Below are 23,691 nucleotides of genomic sequence, written 5' to 3'. Positions count from 1 at the left end.
TTTTTACGAAGTGAAAACATCACTTTTAGAACATATCAATCTCCCTAAAGACCTTCGCCAACTTAAATCAGAAGATTTACCCTATTTGGCGAGAGAATTACGCGAATTTATCATCAATATTGTGGCGACTAAAGAAGGGCATTTAGGGGCGAGTTTAGGAGTTGTTGAATTAACAATTGTCTTGCATTATGTCTTTAATACACCTGAAGATTTATTGATTTGGGATGTTGGTCATCAAGCCTATGTCCATAAAATATTGACTGGTCGCAAAGCTATTTTCGATACCAATAGACAATTCAATGGTATTAGTGGTTTCCCTAAACGTAGTGAAAGTGAATATGACACCTTTGGTGTTGGGCATTCGTCCACCTCGATTTCTGCGGCATTGGGTATGGCTATTGCTTCAAAACTTAAAGGTGAAAATAGGCATCATATAGCTGTTATTGGTGATGCCTCTATTGCTAGTGGAATGGCTTTTGAAGGTTTAAATCACGCAGGTGTTACTGACACTAATTTATTGGTAATATTAAATGATAATGCCATTGGTATCGACCCAAGTGTTGGTGCATTAAAGCAATATTTAACCAACGTTAAAAAAGGCACCGAAAAGCAAGACAATATTTTTGAGGCTCTAAATTTTGATTACTCTGGTCCTATTGATGGCCATGATTTACCCTTATTAATTTCAGAATTAGAACGTTTAAAATCGGTTAAAGGACCAAAGTTTTTACATGTTATAACTACAAAGGGTAAAGGTTTAAAGCAAGCTGAAGAAAATCAAATTAAATATCATGCACCTGGAAAATTTGATGCCAAAACTGGTGAGCTAATTGCCAAATCTCATTCTAGTGAGCCACCAAAATATCAAGATGTTTTTGGAGAAACTATTGTTGAGCTTGCTTTAAAAAATGAAAAGATTATTGGAATTACACCAGCTATGCCAACAGGTAGCTCTTTAAAATATATGATGGACAAAATTCCAGAACGTGCTTTCGACGTTGGCATTGCGGAACAGCATGCCGTGACTTTAGCGGCTGGTATGGCAACGCAAGGTATGATTCCGTTTTGCAACATCTACTCCACCTTTTTACAACGTGCTTACGATCAAGTTATTCATGATGTGGCTTTACAGAACCTTCCTGTCATTTTTTGTTTAGATAGAGCTGGCTTGGTTGGAGAAGATGGAGCAACGCATCATGGTGTTTTTGATTTGGCATACTTAAACTGTATTCCTAATATGGTGATTTTTGCGCCTAGAGATGCTATTGCCCTCCGTAATATAATGTACACTGCTCAACTCGGAATAGACTTCCCTTTAGCTATTCGTTATCCACGTGGCCGAGGTCATCTTTTAGATTGGAAACAAGATTTTGAAACTATCGAAATAGGAAAAGGTACTTGTTTAAAAAAAGGAAAACAAGTTGCTATTTTATCTATTGGCACTATGGCAAAACAGGCTGAGGCAGCTATTAAAGATTTAGAGGTTTCTCATTATGATTTACAGTTTATAAAACCTCTAGATGAAAATCTGTTACATGAGGTTTTTACCAATCACGGATTAATTGTAACCATTGAAAATGGTACTGTAGTTGGAGGATTTGGTAGTTCAATTTTGGCTTTTGCAAATAATCACAACTACAAACAACCAATAACTACATTAGGCATTAAAGATGAATTTATTGAACATGGCTCAATAAGCCAATTACTTAATATTCAGAAATTGGATGCTATCTCTATAAAAAAGAAAATCGAGGAACTACTCCTCGTTCTCAACAATAGCTAAATCTGTTTGGTTTTCAGCTTGCTCTATTTGCGCAGTGTCTTCAATTGAAGGTTGCTCTTGAGTATTAGAGATGTCGTCTAGCATTAATAGGCAAGTCAATACAACCATAAAAATGACTAAGCCTCCAAGTATATTATTTCTCATAAGTAGGATTTTTGGTTGAGGGCTGATTATGAAGTAAATAAAAACAATATATCGTTAAAAAACAAATTTATTCGTTGAAATGCAGCTTAAGAAATATTACCTTTTAATTTTTGATGCAACAGCATTGCATTGGTATCAGACAATTTAGAAATATATAAACAAACTGCCAATAAATTTTGATAAAGCGAATCATGAGTAAAATTTAATGTTTTTGGCAGCGCATTAAATAATAGCTTATCATAATTAGACATCTGGCCTTTGGTGTAATTGTAAGCCATTTTACCATAAGCCTTAAGTAATTGATTTAAAATTTCATAGCCAGAAATCTCTTTATCGATAACTTCCTTAGAACGGTATATATTCTTTATACTTAAATCTATAATATCTTTAATCTGAGCTTTATACTGGCTAACGTCTAACAAAGCCGTTTCAAAATTACCTGCTAAAATCGCCTCTTCATGCTTCATAAAAAGTGAGGCAGACTCATCTATTAAAGTTCCAATAGCCAACGCTCTCAAATAGCTAATGCGATCTTCAGTAGTTTTTAAAGCGTTGTAATTTTCGGTTTTTATTCTGGCTCTCACCAAATTAATAAGATACTCTAAGGCATATTCTTCTTGGATAAGTCCTAGATTAATACCATCTTCAAAATCAATAATTGTGTAGCATATATCATCAGCTGCCTCAACCAAAAACGCTAAAGGATGCCTTTGAAAACTTAAATCTTTTTCGCTTCGTTTGGTTAAACCTAGCTCTAAAGCTACATCTGCAAACATGTCTTTTTCACTTTGAAAAAAACCATATTTTTTATCAGCGATATGCTGAGTTGGCTTTTTAGGCAACGACTCTTTAGGGTATTTCATAAAAGCACCTAAAGTGGCATAACTTAAACGTAAGCCTCCTTCTCTACCCTCACGACTTTCAGTAAGAATTTTAAACCCATTGGCATTGCCTTCAAAATCGCATAAATCTTGATATTCTTTATTGGATAAATCGCTTTTAAATTCCGCTCCATTGCCATCTTTAAAATAAGCCCCAATAGATTTTTCACCAGAATGCCCAAAAGGTGGGTTACCGATATCGTGGGCTAAAGCTGCTGCTGCAACTATGGCTCCGAAATCATTCATTCTGTAGCCATGAACATTTTCTAAATGCGGATGTTTTTCTAACAACAATCGTCCAACTTTTCTTCCTAAAGATCTACCAACAACACTAACTTCTAAACTATGGGTCAAACGCGTATGTACAAAATCAATTTTAGACAAAGGAACAACTTGAGTTTTGTCTTGAAGTCCTCTAAACTCTGAAGAAAATATAATACGGTCATAATCCACCTCAAAACCCAAACGGCTTTCATCTTGCTCTTTTCTTAATCTTTTATTGGTATCTCCAAAACGTTTTAAGGATAGTAATTGCTCCCAGTTCATAGTTTAAATTTTAGAGTATGCAAGATAGATAATTTGCTATAGAGTTGGCGGTAAAAAGATTAGATACATTCTTAAATTATCAATGTTACTAAATTGTTTCCTTATTGTCAATTCAGTTAATACTAAGCTAACAGTAAACTAACCTTTTCGTTACAAATCTTTAATTTTTGTATAACCTTAATGATGAAATATCACAGTTTCTTTGCAGCAGCAATTTTAAAAGACTGATGAGAAATTTACAAATCATACTCATATTATTAACTTCAGCAATAACCTTTGCTCAAAATACAGGTTCTATTGTTGGCAAGCTTACAGATAAAGAATATAATAACGAACCTTTACCGTTCGCCAATATTCTAATTAAAGGTACCACAACTGGTACAACTTCGGATATTGATGGTTTATATCAATTTACTGAATTAGACCCTGGCTCTTATACTTTAGTGTTTAGCTTCGTGGGTTACGAAACAATAGAGATTAAAGCAGAAGTTGTTCCTGGTAAAGTGACTACAATCAATGTTCCTATGGCTGCGAGTGCAGCAAGCTTAGACGAGGTTGTTATTACAACCACAACCAGAAAAGAAAGTGAAGCAGCATTATTATTAGACCAGAAAAAAGCTGTGGAAATAAAGCAAAGTATTGGTGCTATAGAATTATCTAGAAAAGGGGTTGGTGACGCTGCTGCGGCCGTATCAAAAATCTCTGGTATTTCTAAACAAGAAAGCTCTAGTGATGTTTATGTAAGAGGTTTAGGTGACAGATACCAAAATACAACTATGAATGGACTGTCATTACCTTCTACTGATGTAAATAAAAAGAATATCGACTTAGACTTGTTCTCAACAGATATTATTGAAAACATATCGGTAAGTAAAGCTTATACACCTAATTTTTATGGAGATTTTGCTGCTGGTAATGTTAACATTAATTCTAAAGAATATAACGGTAACGGATTTTTAAATATAGCTATAGGTAGTGGAGTTAATTCTAATGCTGCTGGCGAAACATTTGTTAGAAATGACGGAGCAAGTTTCTTTGGATACTACAACCGTTATAACAATAATCCTTTTGCCGTAGTATTATCTCATACTGTTGACCCTCAACAAGGCGAATCACCAGTTAACCTTAATGGTTCTATATCCGGAGGGTACTCTTTTGACTTTGACGATGATACACGACTAAGCTTCTTTGCAACCTTAGGGTTTTCTAATGGTTTTGAGTACAGAGAAGGTATCGCTAGAGATTTCACCAATGTATTAAAGGTCGATTACCCAAATGTAGAAGAGTACAGCTACAGTACAAATACAACTGGTATGTTGAATTTAGATTTTAAAATTGATGATCAAAATTCATTAAAATACAGCTCCTTATTTATTAATAGTTCTAATGATGAAGTAGGGTATTTTGGTACTAAAGGTCGTGGGTTTAATCGTGATGATATTGCAAGTGTAGATCCTAATGGATTTGGATACTTTACCATTAATGGAAGATTTAACCAGGACATGGTTTTTGTAAACCAATTATTGGGGACACACCGATCATCTGATGAAGATGGTATAAAAATTACTTGGGGTTTTGGTTACAACAAGGTTTTATCTGATGAACCAGACAGAAAACGTTTTTCGTTTGAAAATTATCAGTTTGCCTTAGATAATGATCCTAATACTAATCCTATATTTTATACTAATATTCCTTTTGATAATCAACGCTTTTTTCAAACTATTGAAGATAACGAATACAGTAGTTTCTTGAATTTTAATAAGGAAGTTTCAGAAAACTTCAAATTCAATATTGGTTATAACGGTCGTAGAAAAAAACGTATATTCAATAGTATTAGATATGGTTACGAAATTATTGATAGAGACAATACACCTGTATTGAACGTAAATAATCTCAACTCATTATTAAATGTCAATAACCTAAGTCTTGAACCAGGTCAAGGTCTATTTAATACTATTGTACTTAATCCTATAAGTAATGAAATAGGTAATACCAACGTACCTGGTTTACCAGAAAACACCTATAACGGTTTATTAACCATTAATGCTGGTTATGCCAATGCCGAAATCAATTTAGGTGAAAAGTGGTTATTAGTACCTGGTGTGCGTTTTGAACATTTTGAGCAAGAGATTGAATACGACGTAATTAATATTCCACCTAATGACCCTGGAGTAAGATCGGTTTCCGAAACTTTGATACTACCTAGCTTTAACGTTAAATATGCCTTAAACGAAGATTCTAACTTAAGATTCTCATTTAGTAAAACAGCATCTATACCAGAATTTAAAGAAGTTGCGCCATTTGTATACGAGGATGTAACATTACGTTATGGTGGTAACCCTGATTTATTAGGCGGCCCTGATGGTAACGGCCCAACATATTCTGAAATATATAATTTCGATTTAAAATACGAGTGGTTTGTATCTGCTGATGAGATCTTATCTGTAGCTGCATTTGCAAAACGTATTGAAAATCCTGTTAACAGAGTTGTTGCAGCAGATGCTACTGGTACACAGCGTTATTTTAGAACTGGTGATAATGCCGAAGCGTTTGGATTAGAAGTAGAACTACGTAAAAATCTACTCCAACGTGATGAGGAAAATGCTTTATTGAGCTTTGGATTCAACGGATCTTACCTATTCACAGAACAAGATTTAAAAGATATTTCAGGAACATTTACTACATCTTTTGATCGTAGTACCGAAGAGCTTGAAGGAGCATCAAAATGGGTCTTTAACGCTGATTTATCCTATAAACCTAAATTTGGAAACTATGAGCCAAGGTTAACACTTGTTAGCTCTTATTTCTCAGACAGAATATACTCTATAGGCTCTGGACAGTTAGGGAATATCGTAGAAAAAAGTGTTACTGCTTTAAACTTTGTATGGAATAGCCCAATCTCAGAAAAACTAGACCTAACGGTTTCTGCATCTAACTTATTGAATCCTGATATTTCATTTGTAAGAGAAGATACTGGTAGTGGAGATATTACTATTTCAGAATTCAAAGCTGGTGTAAACATGGGACTTTCTCTAAAATATAAATTTTAATAAAAATAATAACTCAATATTTAAATTCTAAAAACAATGAAACGTAATTTATTAATTCTACTTTCTTTTACATTGACATTTATGGGATGTGAAAGAGATGATACTTCAGATATCGAGATTAACATTACTAATAATCCAAGTACTTCTGATGATGTAATTGAACTTAGTGGTGTATTTACCGAAGATTTAACTCTAAGTAACAGTGAAGAATATTTAATCACTGGTCCATTATTAATGGCAGAAAATACGACGCTTACTGTACCTGCAGGAGCAGAAATAAAAGTTGCTCCAGTTGGTGTTAACGCTTATATCGCTATTTTACCTGGTGCTCAAATTAATGCAGCTGGTACAGCTTCTAACCCAATAGTATTTACATCTAATGCTGGTACTCCAAGCTCTGGAGATTGGGGAGGAATTGTAATTTGCGGAAAAGCGCCTATCAATTCTACTGCAGATGGATCAGACGATACAGCTACAACAGAAGTTGGTGGTTTATCTTACGGAGGTAACATTCCAAATGATGACTCAGGTCGTTTAGAGTATGTACGTTTAGAATATGTTGGTGGTGCTATTGATGGTAATGCTGAGCTTAATGGATTATCACTTTATGCTGTAGGTAATGGTACTACAATCGATTATGTACAAATTTTTAAAGGTTCTGATGATGGTTTCGAATTCTTTGGTGGTACTGTAAATGCAAGTCACTTAGTCGTTACAGATGCAGAAGATGATTCTATTGACTGGACTGAAGGCTACACAGGTTCTCTAACAGATGTATATATTATACAGAATGAAGGTATAGGTCATGATAGTGGTTTCGAAATGGATGGATTTAACACAGACTTCTCTAATGAAGGTGGGTATTTCTCTGCACCAAACGTCACTAATGTTACCGTTATTGGAGATAATGACTCTGGTCGCGCATTTAGATTACGTGCAGGTTCTAGAGGTGTTTTCTCTAATGTTTTGGTTAGCAATTTTGGACGTGGCTTTGTAATACAAGATGATGAGCCAGGTCAGGCGACTAGCCAAGGAGTATTAGATGGCGATACTTCTGTTACTGATATATCATTTACTGATGTAGATTCTCCGGTAGTACTTAGCGATTTAGAAAATGTACTTACAGAAGCTGATGTCATTTTTGGTAATGCAGCAAATGCAACTGGAACTGATTTTGCAACTTGGGGGGCAAACTGGACAGCAAATTAGTACCTTATTTGAGTTTTAGTTAGAACACAAGTTTAATAAAAAAAGCATCCTAAAAATTAGGATGCTTTTTTTATTAATCATCTTTTTTATTAATCTCGAGTAGCAACAGATGTTTTATCATCCCTTTTCCACTCAACCACGCTAACTATAGCGTTATTTGTATAATCTACTTCTTTCAAAGTTTTACCTGACCAGTAAAACCACTTGCCGACCTTTTTCCCATTATCATAAATTGCTGAAACACTTTTATTACCTTCGGCATTAAAACTTAACCACTCACCTTGTAACTTACCATCTAGATTGTAAAATCCTGTTTGACTTACAACTCCATTGTCATGATAATAGGTTACTTCAATTAAATTGGTGTCTTCATTAAATTTTAACTGTCGCTCTTGCTGAGCAAAAGAAACCATACCGATAAATAAAGCGAACAACATTAAAACATTCTTGTTCATAATATGGGTTTTTAAAATTATAATCAAATATAAAGATTTCTTAATATTTAAGCAACAATTACTTAACATTAATTTTACATTAGAATCTTAAATTATTGTTTATCAAGTATTTATAATATTAATAAACATACAATAAGTTTAATAATTAATTAATACTATGGTTACAATCTCGTTATACATCGATATTATATTTGTCTTTGTCTTATAAGACATATTAGTTTCGTATAATCTATTAGTTTTTGTCGACTAATTATCATGAATTCTAATGACTGCCTTTGGCCAAGGCAGTTTTTTTTATGCTAAAACTTAACATTAAGGAAACATTCGTAATTGAAATATGTAAGTTCTTTGCACTCGACAAAAACTAAATCATATAATGAAACTAAAACCTATTATAGCTACTATAGCTATTTTATCGATTTTTTCTTTAAGAGCCCAAGAAATTAGTGATACTTCATTTGGGAAAGGCCTTATTAATTTTGTAGCTAAAGACAGTTCTTTTAGTATAAAATTTGCTCCTCGCTTTCAAGTACGATCAAACTCTTCATGGGATCACGATGGTGATCAATACGTAAGTCCAGAACATAACTTCATAGTTCGTAGAGCGCGATTAAAATTTGATGGTTTTGCTTACAGCCCAAAGCTTAGATATAAAATGGAATTAGGTTTATCAAACCGAGATATTTCTGGAGCCAATGAATTTAACAGAAATACACCTCGTTATATTTTAGATGCTGTTATAATGTGGAGTTTTGCAGAAAACTGGGAGTTATGGGCAGGTCAAACAAAATTGCCCGGTAATGTAGAACGTGTTGTATCTTCTGCGAATATGCAATTGATAGATCGTTCTTTATTAAACAGTCGTTTTAATATTGACCGTGACTTAGGTATTCAATTAAGACATAAGACTAAACTTGGTAAAGATTTTTTAATAAAAGAAAAACTTTCAATTTCTCAAGGTGAAGGTCGAAATGTTACTGAAGGTAATGAAGGAGGGTTACAATATACTGCACGTTTAGAGTTTTTGCCTTTTGGAAAATTTAAGTCTAAAGGAGATTATAGTCAATCTGATTTAAAACGTGAACAAAAACCAAAATTAATGGTTGGTTTTACATACAACTACAATCAAGATGCAGTGAGAGAAAGAGGGTTTGCAGGTGATTATATGATTAGAGCAGATGGGACTTTATATGAGACCGACCAAACCACAATTTTTGCTGATGCAATGTTTAAGTATAAAGGGTTTTCATTTATGGGCGAATATGCTAAGCGTACCGCTGACGATGAAGTTGCAACAGAAGCTGACGGTACAACTCCAACAGGAGATGTGGTTTTAACAGGTAATGCCTTAAACCTACAAGCAGGTTACTTATTTAAAAGTAATTACGAAATAGCAGCGCGTTACACAGGTACTAACTTTGAGTCAATTACAAATCGCGATCCTGAAAGACAATACACTTTAGGTGTTAACAAATTTATAGTAGGACACAAGTTAAAAGTTCAGTCTGATATTAGCTATACAACAGTTGATGGCAACGAAGATAACATTACCTTTAGATTAGGTTTTGACATTCACTTTTAAACAATAAAAAATAACATTAACATAACATATCTAACTTAAACAGTCTAGATATTTGCAAAATCAAAAATTATGGACAATATGTATTTATTCATGTTAATTGCCATCACTGTATTAGCTGTTGCTGATATTATCGTAGGTGTGAGTAATGATGCTATTAATTTCTTAAATTCTGCAATAGGTTCTAAAGCCATTTCTTTAAGAACCATAATGATTGTTGCGAGTTTAGGAATTTTTATTGGAGCCGTATTTTCTAGCGGAATGATGGAAGTAGCAAGAAAAGGAATTTTTGTTCCTGCCCAATTTGAATTTGGAGAAATTATGCTCATTTTCATGGCTGTAATGATTACCGATATTCTATTATTAGACTTCTTTAATACATTAGGCCTACCAACATCTACTACAGTTTCTATTGTATTTAACTTATTAGGTGCAGCCGTTGTAATGTCGTTGATAAAGATTAGTCATTCTGACTCTCAAACCCTCTCGGATTTAGCAACTTATATAAACACAGAAAAAGCTATTGAGATTATCTCTGGTATTTTGCTATCTGTTGTTATCGCATTTTCGGTTGGTGCATTAGTGCAATGGATATCGCGACTTATTTTTACATTTAACTATGAGAAAAAAGTAAAGAATTTTGGAATGATATTCGGAGGTATAGCCTTAACTGCTATTACTTACTTTATCTTTTTAAAAGGACTTAAAGGAACTCCTTACTATAAAGATTTAAAAGGTTTAATTGAAGGTAATGAAATCTATATCATCTTAGGAAGTTTCGTGATATGGACTTTATTTTCTTTCATATTCGAAAAAATCACCAAAAAAACTGTACTACTCGTAGTCATTGCTGTTGGTACTTTTGGATTGGCTCTAGCCTTTTCTGGTAACGACTTAGTAAACTTTATTGGTGTGCCTATGGCTGCTTATCATTCTTATGAAGCTTGGATTGCTAATGGTATGGATATAACCATGTCAATGGATGTTTTAGATAAAAAAGTACCAGCAGAACCTCTACTACTTTTTATAGCTGGTGCAATTATGGTATTAACACTTTGGTTTTCTAAAAAAGCTAAAACTGTAGCTGAAACTGAAATCAGCTTGTCTCGTCAAGGTGATACTCACGAAAAATTTGAGCCTAATCAATTGTCTAGATCAATTGTAAAAGGCACAACGAGATTATCTAATTACTTTGGTGCTATTTTACCAAAATCTATAAAAGGTAAAATTAATAACAGTTTTAATAAGCCAGAGTTTATATTAACTAAAGACCAGAGTATTGATGCGCCCGCTTTTGATATGATTAGAGCATCTGTAAATTTAATGGTAGCTGGTGTATTAATTGCAATTGCAACTTCAATGAAATTACCATTATCAACCACTTACGTAACTTTTATGGTAGCTATGGGTACATCTTTAGCTGATAGAGCTTGGGGAAGAGAAAGTGCTGTATATCGTGTTGCAGGCGTATTAAATGTTATTGGTGGATGGTTTGGTACTGCTCTTGGAGCTTTTATAGCTGCCGGTACAGTAGTGTTCTTAATCAATTGGAACCCTACAGTAATAACACCAATTCTATTATTATTGACAGCTATTTTATTATACAGAAACTACAAATCTCATAAAGATAAATCAACGAAAACTGTAGATGAGGATAGCTTAAAAGCTACTGGTAGTAGATCGGTTCAAGGAGTTATCCAAGAGAGCGCTGGCAATATCTCTAATGTTGTAAAACGTGGAAATAAAATATACACCAACGCTGTTAGTGGGTTAGCAAAACAAGATTTAACCTTACTTAAAAAGAATAAGAAACAAATAGATAAATTATCAACAGAAGTTGATAGCTTACGTGATAATATTTTCTACTTTATTAAAAACTTAGACGAAACCAGTCTAAGAGCAAGTAGCTTCTATATTAATATCTTGGGATATTTAGAAGACATGACACAGTCTCTAGAATATATTTCTAAGGTAAGTCATAAGCATGTGAATAATAATCACAAGAAACTTAAATTTAGCCAGATTAAAGAGCTTAAAGAAGTTGATGATGCTATAGAAATTCTTCTGAACGATACTAAAGTTGCTTTTGATTCTAGATCATTTGAACAGATCGGTTCAATAATAAATCGTAAAAAAGAGGTTCTGGATTTAGTTACAGATAAAATCGTAAAGCAAGTTTCCAGAACTAGAACAGAAGAATCTAGTCCAAAAAACACAACGCTTTATTTCGGGTTATTACTTGAGACTAAAGACTTACTTAACGCTACAATGAATTTATTACAAGAATATCATAATTCTTTTGATAGTTCTATTGAACCTGCTACCATTACTGTTGTGGATGAAATTATTGAAGACAATGATTCTTCAGAACAAGAGTAGTATTTAATTACAATATTTATAATAGTAGTAAAAGCCATCATTGAACAAATGATGGCTTTTACTTTGTAAGTGTTAATAAAAGAAAACCTAAAATTGCACCAATTAAAATTGTCCATATAGTACTTACTTTGGTTTTAAAAGTTAAGAAAATAGCAGCCAATGCAATAACAATACTTTGGCACTCCATTAAAGTTTCTTTTGCCATTACTATTAGTACCGCTAGCATTACTGCTACTGCCGCAATATTTACAGAATCTAAAAAATATCTTAGAATTTTTGATTTCTGCATTTTTGGTATAAAAGGGTTTAATATTAGTACAAATAAGAAAGATGGTAAAAATATACCTGCTGTAGCCATTATGGCACCCGAAAATCCTGAAAGTTGATAACCAATAAATGTAGAAGTCGATAATACAGGCCCTGGAGTAAATTGCCCGATTGCTATAGCATCTATTAATTCAGCTCTGGTAATTAATCCTCGTGTTACTAATTCGGCATCTAAATAAGCAAATAACACATAACCACTCCCATAAAGGATAGCTCCAACCTTTAAAAAAATTAAAAAAAGTTTTAAAGTAGAAACTTTAGCTATAGTTGTATTGACTCCAAGAAAAAGAAAAAATGGCGAAATAGAATTTAAATTTGATTGTGTTTTAGATTTTAAGTAGAAATATAGCATGCCTATAACTCCTGCTGACAACAAGGCAACAACTTCATTAACTCCTAACAAACTAACTACTAAAACTAACACTCCAATTATTATGAGCTCAGTGCTTTTAACAGCTTTTTTACCTAGCTTTAAAATAGCATTTGCAATAATTGCCAAAACTGCAGGCTTAATGCCATAAATAAAAGGCTCTACCTCTGGGAGTTGCCCATACTTTACATATAAATACGCCAAAATTGCCGTTATAATAGTAGCAGGGAAGATGAAAGCTATGCCAGCAACAAACAATCCTGCTTTGCCTGCTCTTTCATAACCACAATGCATGGTCATTTCTGTTGAATTTGGACCAGGAATTAAATTGGTTGTTCCTATTAAATCCAAAAAATAATCTCTTGTCATCCATTTGCGTTTTTCAATAATCTCATCTTCCATCATTGCAATATGTGCTGCAGGACCACCAAAGGCAAAACAACCTAGCTTAAAAAATACCTGAGCGACTTCTTTTAATTTAGAATTCATCATAAAATCAACATTTTGGTCATATAGAAAAACCGTTAAAACTAATTTAACTCAAAATAATGAAATGAATAAAATTATATAATCGCTTGTTTTAAATCTGCTATTAAATCATCTATATCCTCAATACCTACGCTTAGCCTAATTAAAGAATCTACGACGCCTGTTTTTTCGCGCTCTTCTTTTGGAATACTTGCATGCGTCATACTTGCTGGATGACCTGCTAAAGACTCTACTCCGCCAAGAGATTCTGCAAGCGTGAATATTTTAAGGTTCTCTACAATCTTTATAGCTTTATCATAATTGTTGCCTTTAGTTGTAAAAGATACCATGCCGCCAAAATCATCCATTTGAGATACTGCGATGTGGTGGTTGGGGTGATTTTTAAAACCTGGCCAATACACATTTTCAATTTTAGGATGATTGGATAAGTACTCGGCAACCACTCTTCCATTTTCGCAATGGCGTTGCATACGAATATGCAATGTTTTTATACCTCTAAGTACCAGAAATGAATCTTGAGGACCACAAATGGCACCACTTGCATTTTGAATAAAATAAAGGCGCTCAGCTAAATCCTTATTCTCAACTATTAATGCTCCCATAACTACATCACTATGGCCTCCCAGGTATTTAGTTGCCGAATGCATTACAATATCTGCACCCAAATCTAATGGCCGTTGTAAATAAGGTGTAGCAAACGTATTATCAACCGCTAATAGTACATTATGCTTTTTTGCAATTTTAGAAATCGCTACAATATCAATGATATTCATCATCGGATTAGTTGGCGTCTCAACCCAAATTAATTTAGTATCTGGTGTGATGTACGCTTCGATTTTATTCGAATTTTCCATGCCTATAAAATGAAACTTTATTCCAAAATCTTCATAGATTTTTGTAAAGAGTCTATACGTACCACCATATAGATCGTTAGTGGAAACCACCTCGTCTCCGGGCTTTAACAGCTTTAAAACAGCATCTATTGCAGATAAACCCGAACCAAAAGCCAAACCATAGTTTCCATTTTCTATACTAGCTAAAGCACTTTCTAAAGCATTTCTAGTGGGATTGTGGGTTCTCGAGTATTCATAACCTTTATGACCACCAGGTGTCGATTGTGCATAAGTTGATGTTTGATAAATTGGTGGCACCACCGAACCGTAGGCAGGATCGTGCTGTTGCCCTCCATGTATTGTTTTTGTATTGAATTTCATATCCTAATATAGTTAAATCACCTAAAGCCAGATGTTAGAGTAAACCTCAAATTAAAGGTCAATAAGTACAACAAATTTAGTTTATAATTCGTTGTATTCAATTCTAAGCAATACCTTTATAGTGCGTTTAACTAAAAGCTTAAAATCTTTGAAACAATTATTGTCTTTTTTCGTTTTATTATGCATTTTAAATTCCTGTCAATCTGAATTTAAACCTGTAACTTTTAAAACCACTACTATTAATAAAGTATATGAAGCTGATATATCTGTAATTTTTAATGAAGCCGAAGGGAAAAATGAGTTAAGCAAAACCATCAATTTTAAAATTGAAGAAGCTATAATTTCTACGCTAAATGACGCTACAAAAAAAACAAATCTGGAGTTTATTTTAAACGATTTTAACGCTGAGTATATTAACTTTAAAAAAGATTTTCCTGATGCCTATGAGCCCAAATGGGAACTTTATATAGAAACAGAAAAAACTTACCAATCTGAAGCTATCATCACAATAGCTATTAGCACATATGAATTTAAAGGAGGTGCTCATGGCAATGATAAAATAAGGTTTATAAACCTTAATGCTAAAACTGGAGACCTCTTAACTAAAGACGATCTTATTAAAGATATAGGTGCTTTTAAAGCCTTAGCCAAAACACACTTTAAAAAAGCACTAGATAATGAAAACAAAGCACTAGAAATGGAAGATTTTTTCTTCGGAAAACCATTTCAGCTACCCAAAAATATTGGTTTTAGTGATGATGGTTTGGTATTACTTTATAATGTCTACGAAATAGCTTCTTACGATCAAGGCTATACAGAATTTGTTATTCCTTTTGACGAAATTGAGTCTTTACTTATACTTAACTAATTAGCTTTTCTAGTCAATCGTTTTATAATGGGTTCTACAGTTAAACCTTGCCCAACAATAGAAACAATAACTACAATATAAGTAATTACTAAAAACAGTTCTCTGTGCATCTCTCTTGTAAGACTAAGTGCTAATGCGATAGAAATTCCTCCTCGCAGTCCGCCCCATGTCATAATAAGATTTGTTTTTGGCACAAAGTCTAAGCGCTTTGAGAAAAATTTTATTGGCAACCATAGTGATACATAACGACACATTAATATAATTGGGATTGCTAATAGCCCTGCATAAATATAATTTTCTTCCAGGGTAAGTACTAGCATTTCCATTCCAATCATTATAAACAGAATTGTATTTAAAAGCACATCTATGAGCTCCCAAAATTTATCAACATAAGCTTCTGTAGTTTCTGACATTGCAGAATTTCTCACTGTATCATTACCAACTATTAAACCCGCTGTAACCATAGCCAAAGGTGCGGACAAATGAAATTTATGAGCTAGCATAGTTCCTCCCATCACTGTAGAAATAGTTAATATAACTTCAATTTCATAATTATCTATAGATTTCATTAAGCGGTAAGTAATCCAGCCTAAAAACAACCCTAAAGCTACACCACCTATAACTTCTTGCCCAAATAAAGTTGCGATATCAGAAAATTCTATAGCAGCTTCAGGTTTTGCTGCAATAGCAAAAATGGTTAAGAATACAACAACACCGACACCATCATTAAAAAGCGACTCTCCAACGATTTTAGTCTCCAATTTTTTTGGAGCTCCTGCTTTTTTCAAAATGCCTAAAACAGCAATTGGATCGGTAGGCGAAATTAAAGCCCCAAATAATAAACAATTTATAAAAGTGACTTCTATTCCTATCCAGCGCAATACATAAAACATAATAATACCTACTAAAAACGTAGACACCAAAACACCTAATGTTGCAAAAGCCAATATTGGACCTCTCTGTACCTTAAGCTGATTAAAATTAGTGTGCAAGGCGCCAGCAAATAGCAGGAAACTCAGCATTATATCTAGTAGAACAGTTTCAAAATCAATACTATTTATAAATGCCTTTTCCCTTAACAATAAGGTATCATCAAACTGCGCAATACCAACTAAAACCACAGTAAAAACAATTGTTATCAGCATTAGGCCAATGGTAATAGGCAATTTTAAAAAACGGACATTTATATATCCAAAAACAGCTGATAAAACAATTAAAATTGTTGCGATTGAGTAATACTCCATGTGATTATATTTTTCTTAAAAGTAACTATTTTTCAATTCAAATACGGTTACTTTGTAGTGCTTAAAATTAATTAGAATCTTAGGATGAAAAAAATATACTATTTAAGTACTTGTAATACGTGTATGAGAATTATTGACGAGCTTGGATTAACAGATGATTTTATGCTTCAGGATATAAAGACCGAAGTTATAACTGAAGCTCAAGTAAAGGAAATGCGAAGTTTAACGGATAGTTACGAAAGTTTATTTAGCAAACGTGCAAGACTTTATAAAGAACTCGACTTAAAAAACAAATCACTTTCTGAAGACGATTACAAGAATTATATTTTAGAACATTATACATTTTTAAAGCGACCTGTAATATGTTATAATAATCAGATCTTTATTGGTAATTCTAAAAAAACAGTAGAAGCAGCAAAACAAGCTATACATGAACAGTAGAGGTTTTGCCATTTTTGCATTATTTATGGTCCAATTGTTATATGGGCTTAACTATACTTTTGCTAAGGTAGTTATGAATGAGAACTTTGTTAAACCTTTTGCTTTTGTGGTTTTAAGGGTTGGTGGAGCTACGGTTTTATTTTGGCTTTTTAGTGTGTTTTTACCTAAAGAAAAAATTGAACGCAAAGATTATATAAAGTTTTTTACCGCTGCTGTTTTTGGCGTAGTCATTAATATGCTTCTATTCTTAAAAGGCTTAGAATTAACAACACCAATACATGCCTCTGCAATTGTAACGATTACCCCTGTTATTATACTTGTTCTATCTGCTATAATTTTAAAAGAAAAAGTTACAGCATTGAAAGTTACTGGCATCGTTTTAGCACTTTGTGGTGCTTTGGCTCTAACTATATATGGTAAATCTACCCGAACTGCGGATAATGTTGTTTTAGGCAATACCTTTATATTTATTAATGCGATTTCTTATAGTATTTATATTATTCTTATAAAACAACTTACAGCCAAATACCATCCGTTTACATTTATAAAATGGCTGTTTTTATTTGGTTTTTTTATGGTGCTACCATTTGGCTATAACGAGGTTTTAGAGGTAAAATGGGAAACTTTTACTCCTTACGTGTCTTTTTCTGTAGGTTTTGTAATTGTTGGTGCTACTTTTGCAACTTATATCTTAAACCCATTAGCATTAAGTAAATTAAAGGCTTCAACTGTCGGAGTATTTATTTATTTGCAGCCTGTAATTGCTGGTTTATTCGCCATTATAATGGGAGTTGACGCTATAGATATTATTAAAGTCATTGCTATGGCATTAATATTTTCTGGTGTTTACCTTGTATCTATAAAACCTAAAAAGACGAACTAGTTTGTCATTAACCACAGAAATATTTAGAACTGTAGACAGCATTCCCAAGGCTTATTGGGAAAGCCTTAATTGTACACCTAACATCTATTATTCTCCAGAGTTTTTAAGGGCTTTCGAAATTGGAAACACCGATATTGAATTCAATTATATTTTTATTCTAAAAAATGCCCAAACTGTTGCTTTCGCTAATACACAGCTTGTTACTATTGGTGTAGAAACAATTACGAAAAATATTAAAATGTCTGGCAAAATTAAACGTGTTGTTAATAATGTGTTCTGTAAAAATCAGATTCGGGTGTTGTTTTGTGGTAATGTATTTTTAAGTGGCGAATATGGTACGTTTTTAAAAGAAGGTGAACCCAAAGTTGAAACTTTTAATGCCATAGCAAAAGCCGTTAAAAAACTCTATACATGCAAACGACTCAGTACGATTTTTATTAAAGATTTTGAAGATGAGTCGCTTTACATCACAGATCATTTAAAAGCGTTTGGTTATGCCTCAATGCATGTAGAACCAAACATGTTTATCTATCTAAAACCCGAATGGCACTCGTTTGATGACTATAAAAAAGCATTAAAGTCTAAGTATAGAGTAAAAGCCAACAGGGCTGATACCAAAAGTGAAGCTTTGGAGGAGAAGTTGTTTTCTCAAAACGATATTAAAACCTATAAGGATGAGCTTCAAGAGTTGTACCAAAACACTATTGATAATGCAGATTTCAATGCTCAAATTTTAAATCTCAACACTTACATTCATCTTAAAAACACATTCAAAGATAAATTTATTGTAAAAGGTTATTTTTTAGATAACAAGCTTGTTGGTTTTCTTTCTGCTATGCAAAACAGAGCACACTTAGACGCACACTTTATTGGTATTGATTATTCTAAAAACAAAGATTATTCAATATACCCAAGAATCCTTAACGATTATGTAAGACTTGGCATAGAAACTAAATCCGATCAAATAAATTTAGGAAGAACCGCTTCAGAAATTAAAAGCACCCTAGGCGCAAAACCAGAAACGTTGACTTGTTATTGTAGACATAAACGTTATCTTCCAAATCAAATCTTAAAGCCTTTTATTAAGAATGTGCAGATAAAATCGTTTAAGCAGCATCAGCCATTTAAGTAAAATTTAAATTTCTATAGGCTTTGGTCGTATTCCATGCTTTCGCGTATCTGCTTTAGTCAACGCTTTAAAATTTTCGGATTTTGGGAATTTTTCAGCTAAGTTCAAAAGCGCTTTTGGTAAGCCAATCAATTTTCTAGATGTCATATCTATCCAAGCTCCCTGCATTTCACAATATGCCAAATGATCCCCTTTTTCGTTGTGAAAATTATGCTCAAACATAAAAAGCATACCATCTTCACTTAAACCTGAAACTTCAATAGTTACGGTAATTGGAGCACCTATAAACGACTCTTTAAAATAATACATGTGCTCATAAAATACTACAGGACCTATGTTGTACTTTCGTATTTCTGGCATTGAGAACCCTTTATTTCCAAAAAAAGACATTCTGGCATGGCTCATAAAATTAGTATATGCAGAATTTGCTAAATGACCATTAGCATCTACATCGCTCCAGCGAATTTCAAATTGTTTTTTGTACATAGTAAATTAATAAATGAACTTGCAAAGTTAAACTTTAAAACCGTTCAATTTTGTACCTTTGCGCAACTTTAATTTCATTATCTTAATGATACAATCCATGACAGGTTATGGGAAAACTGTACTACAGCTCCCAACTAAAAAAATATCTATAGAGTTAAAATCCCTTAATAGTAAAAACTTAGATGTTAATGCGCGTATGCCATCTATGTATCGTGCTAAAGAACTCGATATAAGAAAGCAAATTGCAAAGCACTTAGTACGAGGGAAGGTGGATTTCTCACTTTATGTAGAAATTACGGGAGAAGACACAAGTTCTAAAATCAATAAAACAGTTGTCAATGAATACATAAAACAACTCAAAGAGGTGGTTAATGGAGATGCTACAGAGCTTCTAAAAATGGCTATTCGATTACCAGACGCTATAACTACAGAACGTGATGACATAGACGAAGAAGAGTGGATACAGATTGCTAATGGTATTAAAGAAGCTATTTCTAATATAATAGCTTACAGAAAAGATGAAGGTGCTATTTTAAAACAAGATTTCACGAATAGAATTTTAACCTTAAGAACGCTACTACAAGAAGTTATAATTATGGATCCCGATCGTATCGATGGTGTAAGAGCACGATTAGAAAAAGGTATAGCAGACATTAAAGAAAAGGTTGACGAAAACCGTTTTGAACAAGAATTAGTCTACTATATCGAGAAATTTGATATCACTGAAGAAAAAGTAAGATTAGACAACCATTTAGATTATTTTATAAAGACCTTAAACTCTGATGATTCTAACGGAAAAAAACTTGGTTTTATTTCACAAGAAATTGGTCGCGAAATTAATACTATAGGCTCTAAATCTAATTATGCACCTATGCAAAAACTTGTAGTACAAATGAAAGACGAGCTCGAAAAAATTAAGGAACAATTATTAAATGTACTTTAATAAAGCTAACGGTTGTAGTATTAAGTAAAAAGTTTAAAAAGTGTCAGAAATTAAAAACAAAAATCAAGGCAAACTTATCGTATTCTCAGCGCCATCGGGTTCAGGAAAAACTACTATTGTTCGTCATTTATTAAAACAAAAAGAGCTAAATCTAGAATTTTCAATTTCTGCTACATCTCGCGAAAAACGTGGTAATGAAGCGCATGGTAAAGATTATTATTATCTCTCTCTCAAGGAATTTAAAAGCAAGATAAAGAATGATGAATTCTTAGAATGGGAAGAGGTTTACAGAGATAACTTTTATGGCACTTTGAAAACTGAAATAGAGCGTATCTGGTCTAAAGGCAAACATGTAATCTTTGATATTGATGTATCTGGAGGTTTACGTATTAAACGAAAATTCCCAGAACAAACCTTGGCAGTTTTTGTAAAACCCCCAGATTTGAATGAACTGGTAAGACGTCTAAAAGATAGAGGAGAAGAAAGCGAAGAAAAAATAAGTATGCGAGTGGCAAAAGCACCAGCAGAATTAGCAACAGCTCCACTTTTTGATGAAATTGTTATTAATTCTAATTTAGAAGAAGCCCTAGAAAACGCTTACAACCTGGTTTTGAGCTTCATAAATGAATAATCATGAAAATTGGTCTATATTTCGGAACTTTTAACCCAATTCATGTTGGGCATTTAACTATCGCCAATCATTTGGCAGAACATAGCGATTTAGATCAAGTATGGTTTGTAGTTACACCTCAAAGTCCTTTTAAAAAGAAAAGCACATTATTAGACAATCACCAACGATTAGAAATGGTGTATCGCGCCACAAAGGATTACACTAAACTTAGACCTAGTGATATAGAGTTTGGATTAAAACAACCCAATTATACTATTAATACGCTAACATATCTTATTGAAAAATATCCTGAACATGAGTTTGCATTAATTATGGGAGAGGATAACTTAAAAAGCTTTCATAAATGGAAAAATTACGAACTCATTTTAGAAAATCATAGCATCTATGTCTACCCAAGATTATCGGAAGGAAAAATTGAAACGCAGTTTAGTAATCATCCGAAAATTTTTAACATTTCTGCGCCAATAATGGAGCTATCTTCTACGTTTATAAGACAAGAAATTAAAGCTGGAAGAAATATAAGGCCTATGTTATCCGATAATGTGTGGCATTATATAGACGAAATGAATTTTTATAAACAATTTTAAAGTTATTGCTTTCAAGTTTTTTTCTTTTTAAATAGAATATCTATTTTTATAATCCTATAACAAAGAATAAAGAATGACCTTTACTATAGTTTTTTTGACAGCTATCATTACCCTAATTGCATCAAAAACCAGAACTATTGTGCTTAGAAACAATTTAGATACAAAAAAAGAAAAGCGTATCTTAATTACTGGTGTTTTATTGGCGCTCTTTTTAATCACAAATGCTACCTTACCTTATCCTCAGTCGCTATATTGGTTCATTGGGTTAGGAGTTGCCTTTACAAGCATTATCTTATCATATAGCGTAGTTAAAATTGAGATTAAGCGATTTCTATCTTTAAAAACCAAAGATAAAATCGTTAATATATTATTTTATAGTCTTTTAATTGTAATTACAAATATTTACCTCTAAAAGTGGTAAAAAGCATTTTTTAAATGCTCAATATCGTAACCGTTTTTCGCTTTTACAATTGCTATAATATCAAATCTCGCTTCAATATTTAGGTCGTTTTCTATGACATAAGCATCAACTGCTTTGACTAGGTTTTTTATTTGTTTTGGTTTTACAAAATCTTGAGGGTTTCCAAAATCTGCTGTAGAACGTGTTTTTACTTCAACAATAGCTAGAACATCATTTTTTTTGGCAATGATATCAACTTCCGCTTTTTCAAATCGGTAATTCTGCTCAACAATCTCATAATTATTTTTAACCAAAAAATCTACTGCTAGTTGCTCTCCTTTTTTTCCCAGTTCATTGTGTTGTGCCATGTTACTAAAATAGAAAAATAGTATTACTTTTAAATCATAAACCAAATGCTTATATCTATCAATTTAATATTTGACTTCCCTTTTAGTTTCGGGCAAAAAAGTTCTTTACTTTTAATATTCTTCTTTCATGGAATAGTCTTTTCATTTTTACTTTATAGAAAAGGAATTATTCATAATAATAAAGCGAGCAAATGGCTAAGTTTATTATTATTCTTATATGCCATGTATATAACGCCCTATATGTTGGGTTATGCGAATTGGTATTCAGAGAAATTAACAAGAGAAATCCTCTTCTTTGTGCCTTTTATGCAAGTTCTATTAATTGGCCCAGTGGTTTATTTTTACACTAAAAGCTTGTTGAATGCAAGCTTTAAACTTTCAAGAAAAGACTATATTCATTTTATACCAGCACTATTATATGTTATATATAGTTTAATTGTTTTTATTACAGATAAACTGATTTTAGATGAATTCTTTTTCTATGCAGATGGTAGAGATAAAGATTTAGCCAATTGGTATCAGATTACTGGTTTAATCTCTATGGCATTTTATTTAGTCTTAAGCCTTCGTTATTATTTTGATTACAAAAAACTACTTTTTGATAAGGTAAGTTATGCTGATACCTTATTGTTTAAATGGATTCGCAATTTTATGATTGCTTTTTTAAGTATTCTAATATTAAGAGTGCTATTCTTTATACTTAACCCAGAATGGGGTGAATTTGGAAGCCAGTTTTGGCATTATATTGCTTTTTCTTTTGTCTTTTATTATATCGCTGTTACAGGTTATAGTAACATTATAAAGCAGACTACTTTATCTGCTGAAAAATTCAAAGTAGTTAATGTTTTTGAAGATGAAGTTTCCGTTTCTAAAGATGAATCTAGGATAAATGATAATGAAAAAGATAATATTATCTGGAAAGAGAAACTTTCTAAATTAATGATAGAAAATCATTTATTTGAAAATCCACGTTTAACACTTTCTGATGTAGCTAAAGAATTAAATACTACGACAAAGACCATATCCTCAGTTGTAAATTCTGGTTTTAACATGAATTTCAATGACTTTGTAAACCATTACAGAATTGAAGCAGTAAAAGATAAATTGAATAAAGGCGAACAAACTAAATCTACCCTTCTAGGGATAGCTCTGGATTGTGGTTTTAACAGTAAAGCTACATTTAACAGAGCTTTTAAAAAAAGTACTTCACTATCACCTAAAGATTACATAGAAAAATTGACAAACAAATAGGTCTCAAATCAAGATTTGAAGCGTTTAGCATTCT

General features: G+C 32.6%; 22 protein-coding genes. 14 read left to right on the top strand and 8 right to left on the bottom strand.

Annotation, left to right across the window (positions count from 1 at the left end; genetic code table 11):
- The first annotated feature begins 10 nt into the window (after nucleotides 1-10).
- Nucleotides 11-1,783, top strand: a complete 1,773-nt coding sequence (dxs, locus tag Q0912_RS04255) for a 1-deoxy-D-xylulose-5-phosphate synthase (RefSeq protein WP_299112638.1) — start codon at nucleotides 11-13, stop codon at nucleotides 1,781-1,783.
- Here dxs and Q0912_RS04250 read toward each other — a convergent pair.
- Both Q0912_RS04250 and Q0912_RS04245 read right to left on the bottom strand, forming a co-directional pair.
- A complete protein-coding gene (locus Q0912_RS04250) occupies nucleotides 1,757-1,927 on the bottom strand; it encodes a hypothetical protein (protein ID WP_299112384.1) in 171 nt (56 codons plus the stop codon). The two genes, dxs and Q0912_RS04250, sit on opposite strands and share 27 nt — an antisense overlap.
- 86 nt (nucleotides 1,928-2,013) lie before the next feature.
- Nucleotides 2,014-3,354: a deoxyguanosinetriphosphate triphosphohydrolase gene (locus tag Q0912_RS04245; RefSeq protein WP_299112383.1), complete on the bottom strand. Its 1,341-nt coding sequence runs from the start codon at nucleotides 3,352-3,354 to the stop codon at nucleotides 2,014-2,016.
- Nucleotides 3,355-3,581: 227 nt separating this feature from the next.
- On the opposite strand from Q0912_RS04245, the gene Q0912_RS04240 reads away from it, so the two are divergent.
- Together Q0912_RS04240 and Q0912_RS04235 are read left to right on the top strand one after the other, a co-directional pair.
- Nucleotides 3,582-6,404, top strand: a complete 2,823-nt coding sequence (locus Q0912_RS04240) for a TonB-dependent receptor (protein ID WP_299112382.1) — start codon at nucleotides 3,582-3,584, stop codon at nucleotides 6,402-6,404.
- Between the two features lie 36 nt (nucleotides 6,405-6,440).
- The gene (locus Q0912_RS04235; protein WP_299112381.1) at nucleotides 6,441-7,613 is read left to right on the top strand and encodes a multidrug transporter; all 1,173 of its coding nucleotides are present in this window, start codon (nucleotides 6,441-6,443) and stop codon (nucleotides 7,611-7,613) included.
- Between the two features lie 89 nt (nucleotides 7,614-7,702).
- Here Q0912_RS04235 and Q0912_RS04230 read toward each other — a convergent pair whose 3' ends face one another.
- Complete coding sequence (locus Q0912_RS04230; RefSeq protein WP_299112380.1) at nucleotides 7,703-8,068, bottom strand: nicotinic acid mononucleotide adenyltransferase; 366 nt, start codon at nucleotides 8,066-8,068, stop codon at nucleotides 7,703-7,705.
- Between the two features lie 376 nt (nucleotides 8,069-8,444).
- Here Q0912_RS04230 and Q0912_RS04225 point away from each other — a divergent pair, with 376 nt between their 5' ends.
- Nucleotides 8,445-9,650: a porin gene (locus Q0912_RS04225; RefSeq protein WP_299112378.1), complete on the top strand. Its 1,206-nt coding sequence runs from the start codon at nucleotides 8,445-8,447 to the stop codon at nucleotides 9,648-9,650.
- 69 nt (nucleotides 9,651-9,719) lie between these two features.
- A complete protein-coding gene (locus Q0912_RS04220; protein WP_299112377.1) occupies nucleotides 9,720-12,026 on the top strand; it encodes an inorganic phosphate transporter in 2,307 nt (768 codons plus the stop codon).
- Nucleotides 12,027-12,084: 58 nt separating this feature from the next.
- Here the strand turns inward: Q0912_RS04220 and chrA are convergent, their stop codons facing one another.
- Both chrA and Q0912_RS04210 read right to left on the bottom strand, forming a co-directional pair.
- Nucleotides 12,085-13,212 carry a chromate efflux transporter gene (chrA, locus tag Q0912_RS04215; protein ID WP_299112637.1) on the bottom strand — a complete coding sequence of 376 codons (1,128 nt, stop codon included), beginning with the start codon at nucleotides 13,210-13,212 and terminating at the stop codon, nucleotides 12,085-12,087.
- A gap of 74 nt (nucleotides 13,213-13,286) precedes the next feature.
- The gene (locus Q0912_RS04210; RefSeq protein WP_299112376.1) at nucleotides 13,287-14,426 is read right to left on the bottom strand and encodes a cystathionine gamma-synthase; all 1,140 of its coding nucleotides are present in this window, start codon (nucleotides 14,424-14,426) and stop codon (nucleotides 13,287-13,289) included.
- A 148-nt stretch (nucleotides 14,427-14,574) separates the two neighbouring features.
- Here Q0912_RS04210 and Q0912_RS04205 point away from each other — a divergent pair, with 148 nt between their 5' ends.
- Complete coding sequence (locus Q0912_RS04205) at nucleotides 14,575-15,294, top strand: DUF3298 and DUF4163 domain-containing protein (RefSeq protein ID WP_299112375.1); 720 nt, start codon at nucleotides 14,575-14,577, stop codon at nucleotides 15,292-15,294.
- Here Q0912_RS04205 and Q0912_RS04200 read toward each other — a convergent pair.
- A complete protein-coding gene (locus tag Q0912_RS04200) occupies nucleotides 15,291-16,538 on the bottom strand; it encodes a sodium:proton antiporter (protein ID WP_299112374.1) in 1,248 nt (415 codons plus the stop codon). The genes Q0912_RS04205 and Q0912_RS04200 overlap by 4 nt on opposite strands.
- Nucleotides 16,539-16,622: 84 nt before the next feature.
- On the opposite strand from Q0912_RS04200, the gene Q0912_RS04195 reads away from it, so the two are divergent.
- From Q0912_RS04195 to Q0912_RS04185, 3 genes are read left to right on the top strand one after another with little or no spacing between them, the layout of a single operon-like run.
- Nucleotides 16,623-16,979, top strand: coding sequence for an ArsC/Spx/MgsR family protein (locus Q0912_RS04195; protein ID WP_299112373.1), 357 nt, complete (start codon nucleotides 16,623-16,625; stop codon nucleotides 16,977-16,979).
- On the top strand, nucleotides 16,969-17,862 hold the full coding sequence (locus Q0912_RS04190) for a DMT family transporter (RefSeq protein WP_299112372.1): 894 nt from the start codon (nucleotides 16,969-16,971) through the stop codon (nucleotides 17,860-17,862). The genes Q0912_RS04195 and Q0912_RS04190 overlap by 11 nt, the downstream gene beginning before the upstream one ends.
- 1 nt (nucleotide 17,863) lies before the next feature.
- Nucleotides 17,864-18,994, top strand: coding sequence for a peptidogalycan biosysnthesis protein (locus Q0912_RS04185; protein WP_299112370.1), 1,131 nt, complete (start codon nucleotides 17,864-17,866; stop codon nucleotides 18,992-18,994).
- Nucleotides 18,995-18,997: 3 nt separating this feature from the next.
- Here the strand turns inward: Q0912_RS04185 and Q0912_RS04180 are convergent, their stop codons facing one another.
- Nucleotides 18,998-19,477, bottom strand: coding sequence for an acyl-CoA thioesterase (locus Q0912_RS04180; RefSeq protein WP_299112368.1), 480 nt, complete (start codon nucleotides 19,475-19,477; stop codon nucleotides 18,998-19,000).
- Nucleotides 19,478-19,562: 85 nt separating this feature from the next.
- On the opposite strand from Q0912_RS04180, the gene Q0912_RS04175 reads away from it, so the two are divergent.
- The 4 genes from Q0912_RS04175 to Q0912_RS04160 all read left to right on the top strand — a co-directional run bounded on the left by Q0912_RS04175 (nucleotide 19,563) and on the right by Q0912_RS04160 (nucleotide 22,050).
- A complete protein-coding gene (locus Q0912_RS04175) occupies nucleotides 19,563-20,420 on the top strand; it encodes a YicC/YloC family endoribonuclease (RefSeq protein WP_299112366.1) in 858 nt (285 codons plus the stop codon).
- 40 nt (nucleotides 20,421-20,460) lie between these two features.
- Nucleotides 20,461-21,051, top strand: coding sequence for a guanylate kinase (gene gmk, locus Q0912_RS04170; RefSeq protein WP_299112364.1), 591 nt, complete (start codon nucleotides 20,461-20,463; stop codon nucleotides 21,049-21,051).
- A 2-nt stretch (nucleotides 21,052-21,053) separates the two neighbouring features.
- Entirely contained in the window at nucleotides 21,054-21,638 is a 585-nt protein-coding gene (gene nadD, locus Q0912_RS04165) for a nicotinate (nicotinamide) nucleotide adenylyltransferase (protein ID WP_299112362.1), read from the top strand.
- A 73-nt stretch (nucleotides 21,639-21,711) separates the two neighbouring features.
- Nucleotides 21,712-22,050: a hypothetical protein gene (locus Q0912_RS04160; protein WP_299112360.1), complete on the top strand. Its 339-nt coding sequence runs from the start codon at nucleotides 21,712-21,714 to the stop codon at nucleotides 22,048-22,050.
- Here the strand turns inward: Q0912_RS04160 and Q0912_RS04155 are convergent.
- Nucleotides 22,047-22,406 carry a YraN family protein gene (locus Q0912_RS04155; protein WP_299112358.1) on the bottom strand — a complete coding sequence of 120 codons (360 nt, stop codon included), beginning with the start codon at nucleotides 22,404-22,406 and terminating at the stop codon, nucleotides 22,047-22,049. The genes Q0912_RS04160 and Q0912_RS04155 overlap by 4 nt on opposite strands.
- 45 nt (nucleotides 22,407-22,451) lie before the next feature.
- Here Q0912_RS04155 and Q0912_RS04150 point away from each other — a divergent pair, with 45 nt between their 5' ends.
- Nucleotides 22,452-23,657: an AraC family transcriptional regulator gene (locus Q0912_RS04150; RefSeq protein ID WP_299112356.1), complete on the top strand. Its 1,206-nt coding sequence runs from the start codon at nucleotides 22,452-22,454 to the stop codon at nucleotides 23,655-23,657.
- Nucleotides 23,658-23,691: the final 34 nt, after the last annotated feature.

This window comes from uncultured Winogradskyella sp. (assembly GCF_947498345.1).
GTDB lineage: Bacteria > Bacteroidota > Bacteroidia > Flavobacteriales > Flavobacteriaceae > Winogradskyella.
This window is presented reverse-complemented; position numbering and strand designations above follow the sequence as displayed.

Coding starts and splice junctions, on each gene's coding strand:
- Q0912_RS04250 (WP_299112384.1), bottom strand. CDS start 1,927: ATGAGAAATAATATACTTGGAGGCTTAGTCATTTTTATGGTTGTATTG.
- Q0912_RS04245 (WP_299112383.1), bottom strand. CDS start 3,354: ATGAACTGGGAGCAATTACTATCCTTAAAACGTTTTGGAGATACCAAT.
- Q0912_RS04240 (WP_299112382.1), top strand. CDS start 3,582: ATGAGAAATTTACAAATCATACTCATATTATTAACTTCAGCAATAACC.
- Q0912_RS04235 (WP_299112381.1), top strand. CDS start 6,441: ATGAAACGTAATTTATTAATTCTACTTTCTTTTACATTGACATTTATG.
- Q0912_RS04230 (WP_299112380.1), bottom strand. CDS start 8,068: ATGAACAAGAATGTTTTAATGTTGTTCGCTTTATTTATCGGTATGGTT.
- Q0912_RS04225 (WP_299112378.1), top strand. CDS start 8,445: ATGAAACTAAAACCTATTATAGCTACTATAGCTATTTTATCGATTTTT.
- Q0912_RS04220 (WP_299112377.1), top strand. CDS start 9,720: ATGGACAATATGTATTTATTCATGTTAATTGCCATCACTGTATTAGCT.
- chrA (WP_299112637.1), bottom strand. CDS start 13,212: ATGAATTCTAAATTAAAAGAAGTCGCTCAGGTATTTTTTAAGCTAGGT.
- Q0912_RS04210 (WP_299112376.1), bottom strand. CDS start 14,426: ATGAAATTCAATACAAAAACAATACATGGAGGGCAACAGCACGATCCT.
- Q0912_RS04200 (WP_299112374.1), bottom strand. CDS start 16,538: ATGGAGTATTACTCAATCGCAACAATTTTAATTGTTTTATCAGCTGTT.
- Q0912_RS04195 (WP_299112373.1), top strand. CDS start 16,623: ATGAAAAAAATATACTATTTAAGTACTTGTAATACGTGTATGAGAATT.
- Q0912_RS04190 (WP_299112372.1), top strand. CDS start 16,969: ATGAACAGTAGAGGTTTTGCCATTTTTGCATTATTTATGGTCCAATTG.
- Q0912_RS04180 (WP_299112368.1), bottom strand. CDS start 19,477: ATGTACAAAAAACAATTTGAAATTCGCTGGAGCGATGTAGATGCTAAT.
- Q0912_RS04175 (WP_299112366.1), top strand. CDS start 19,563: ATGATACAATCCATGACAGGTTATGGGAAAACTGTACTACAGCTCCCA.
- nadD (WP_299112362.1), top strand. CDS start 21,054: ATGAAAATTGGTCTATATTTCGGAACTTTTAACCCAATTCATGTTGGG.
- Q0912_RS04160 (WP_299112360.1), top strand. CDS start 21,712: ATGACCTTTACTATAGTTTTTTTGACAGCTATCATTACCCTAATTGCA.
- Q0912_RS04155 (WP_299112358.1), bottom strand. CDS start 22,406: ATGGCACAACACAATGAACTGGGAAAAAAAGGAGAGCAACTAGCAGTA.
- Q0912_RS04150 (WP_299112356.1), top strand. CDS start 22,452: ATGCTTATATCTATCAATTTAATATTTGACTTCCCTTTTAGTTTCGGG.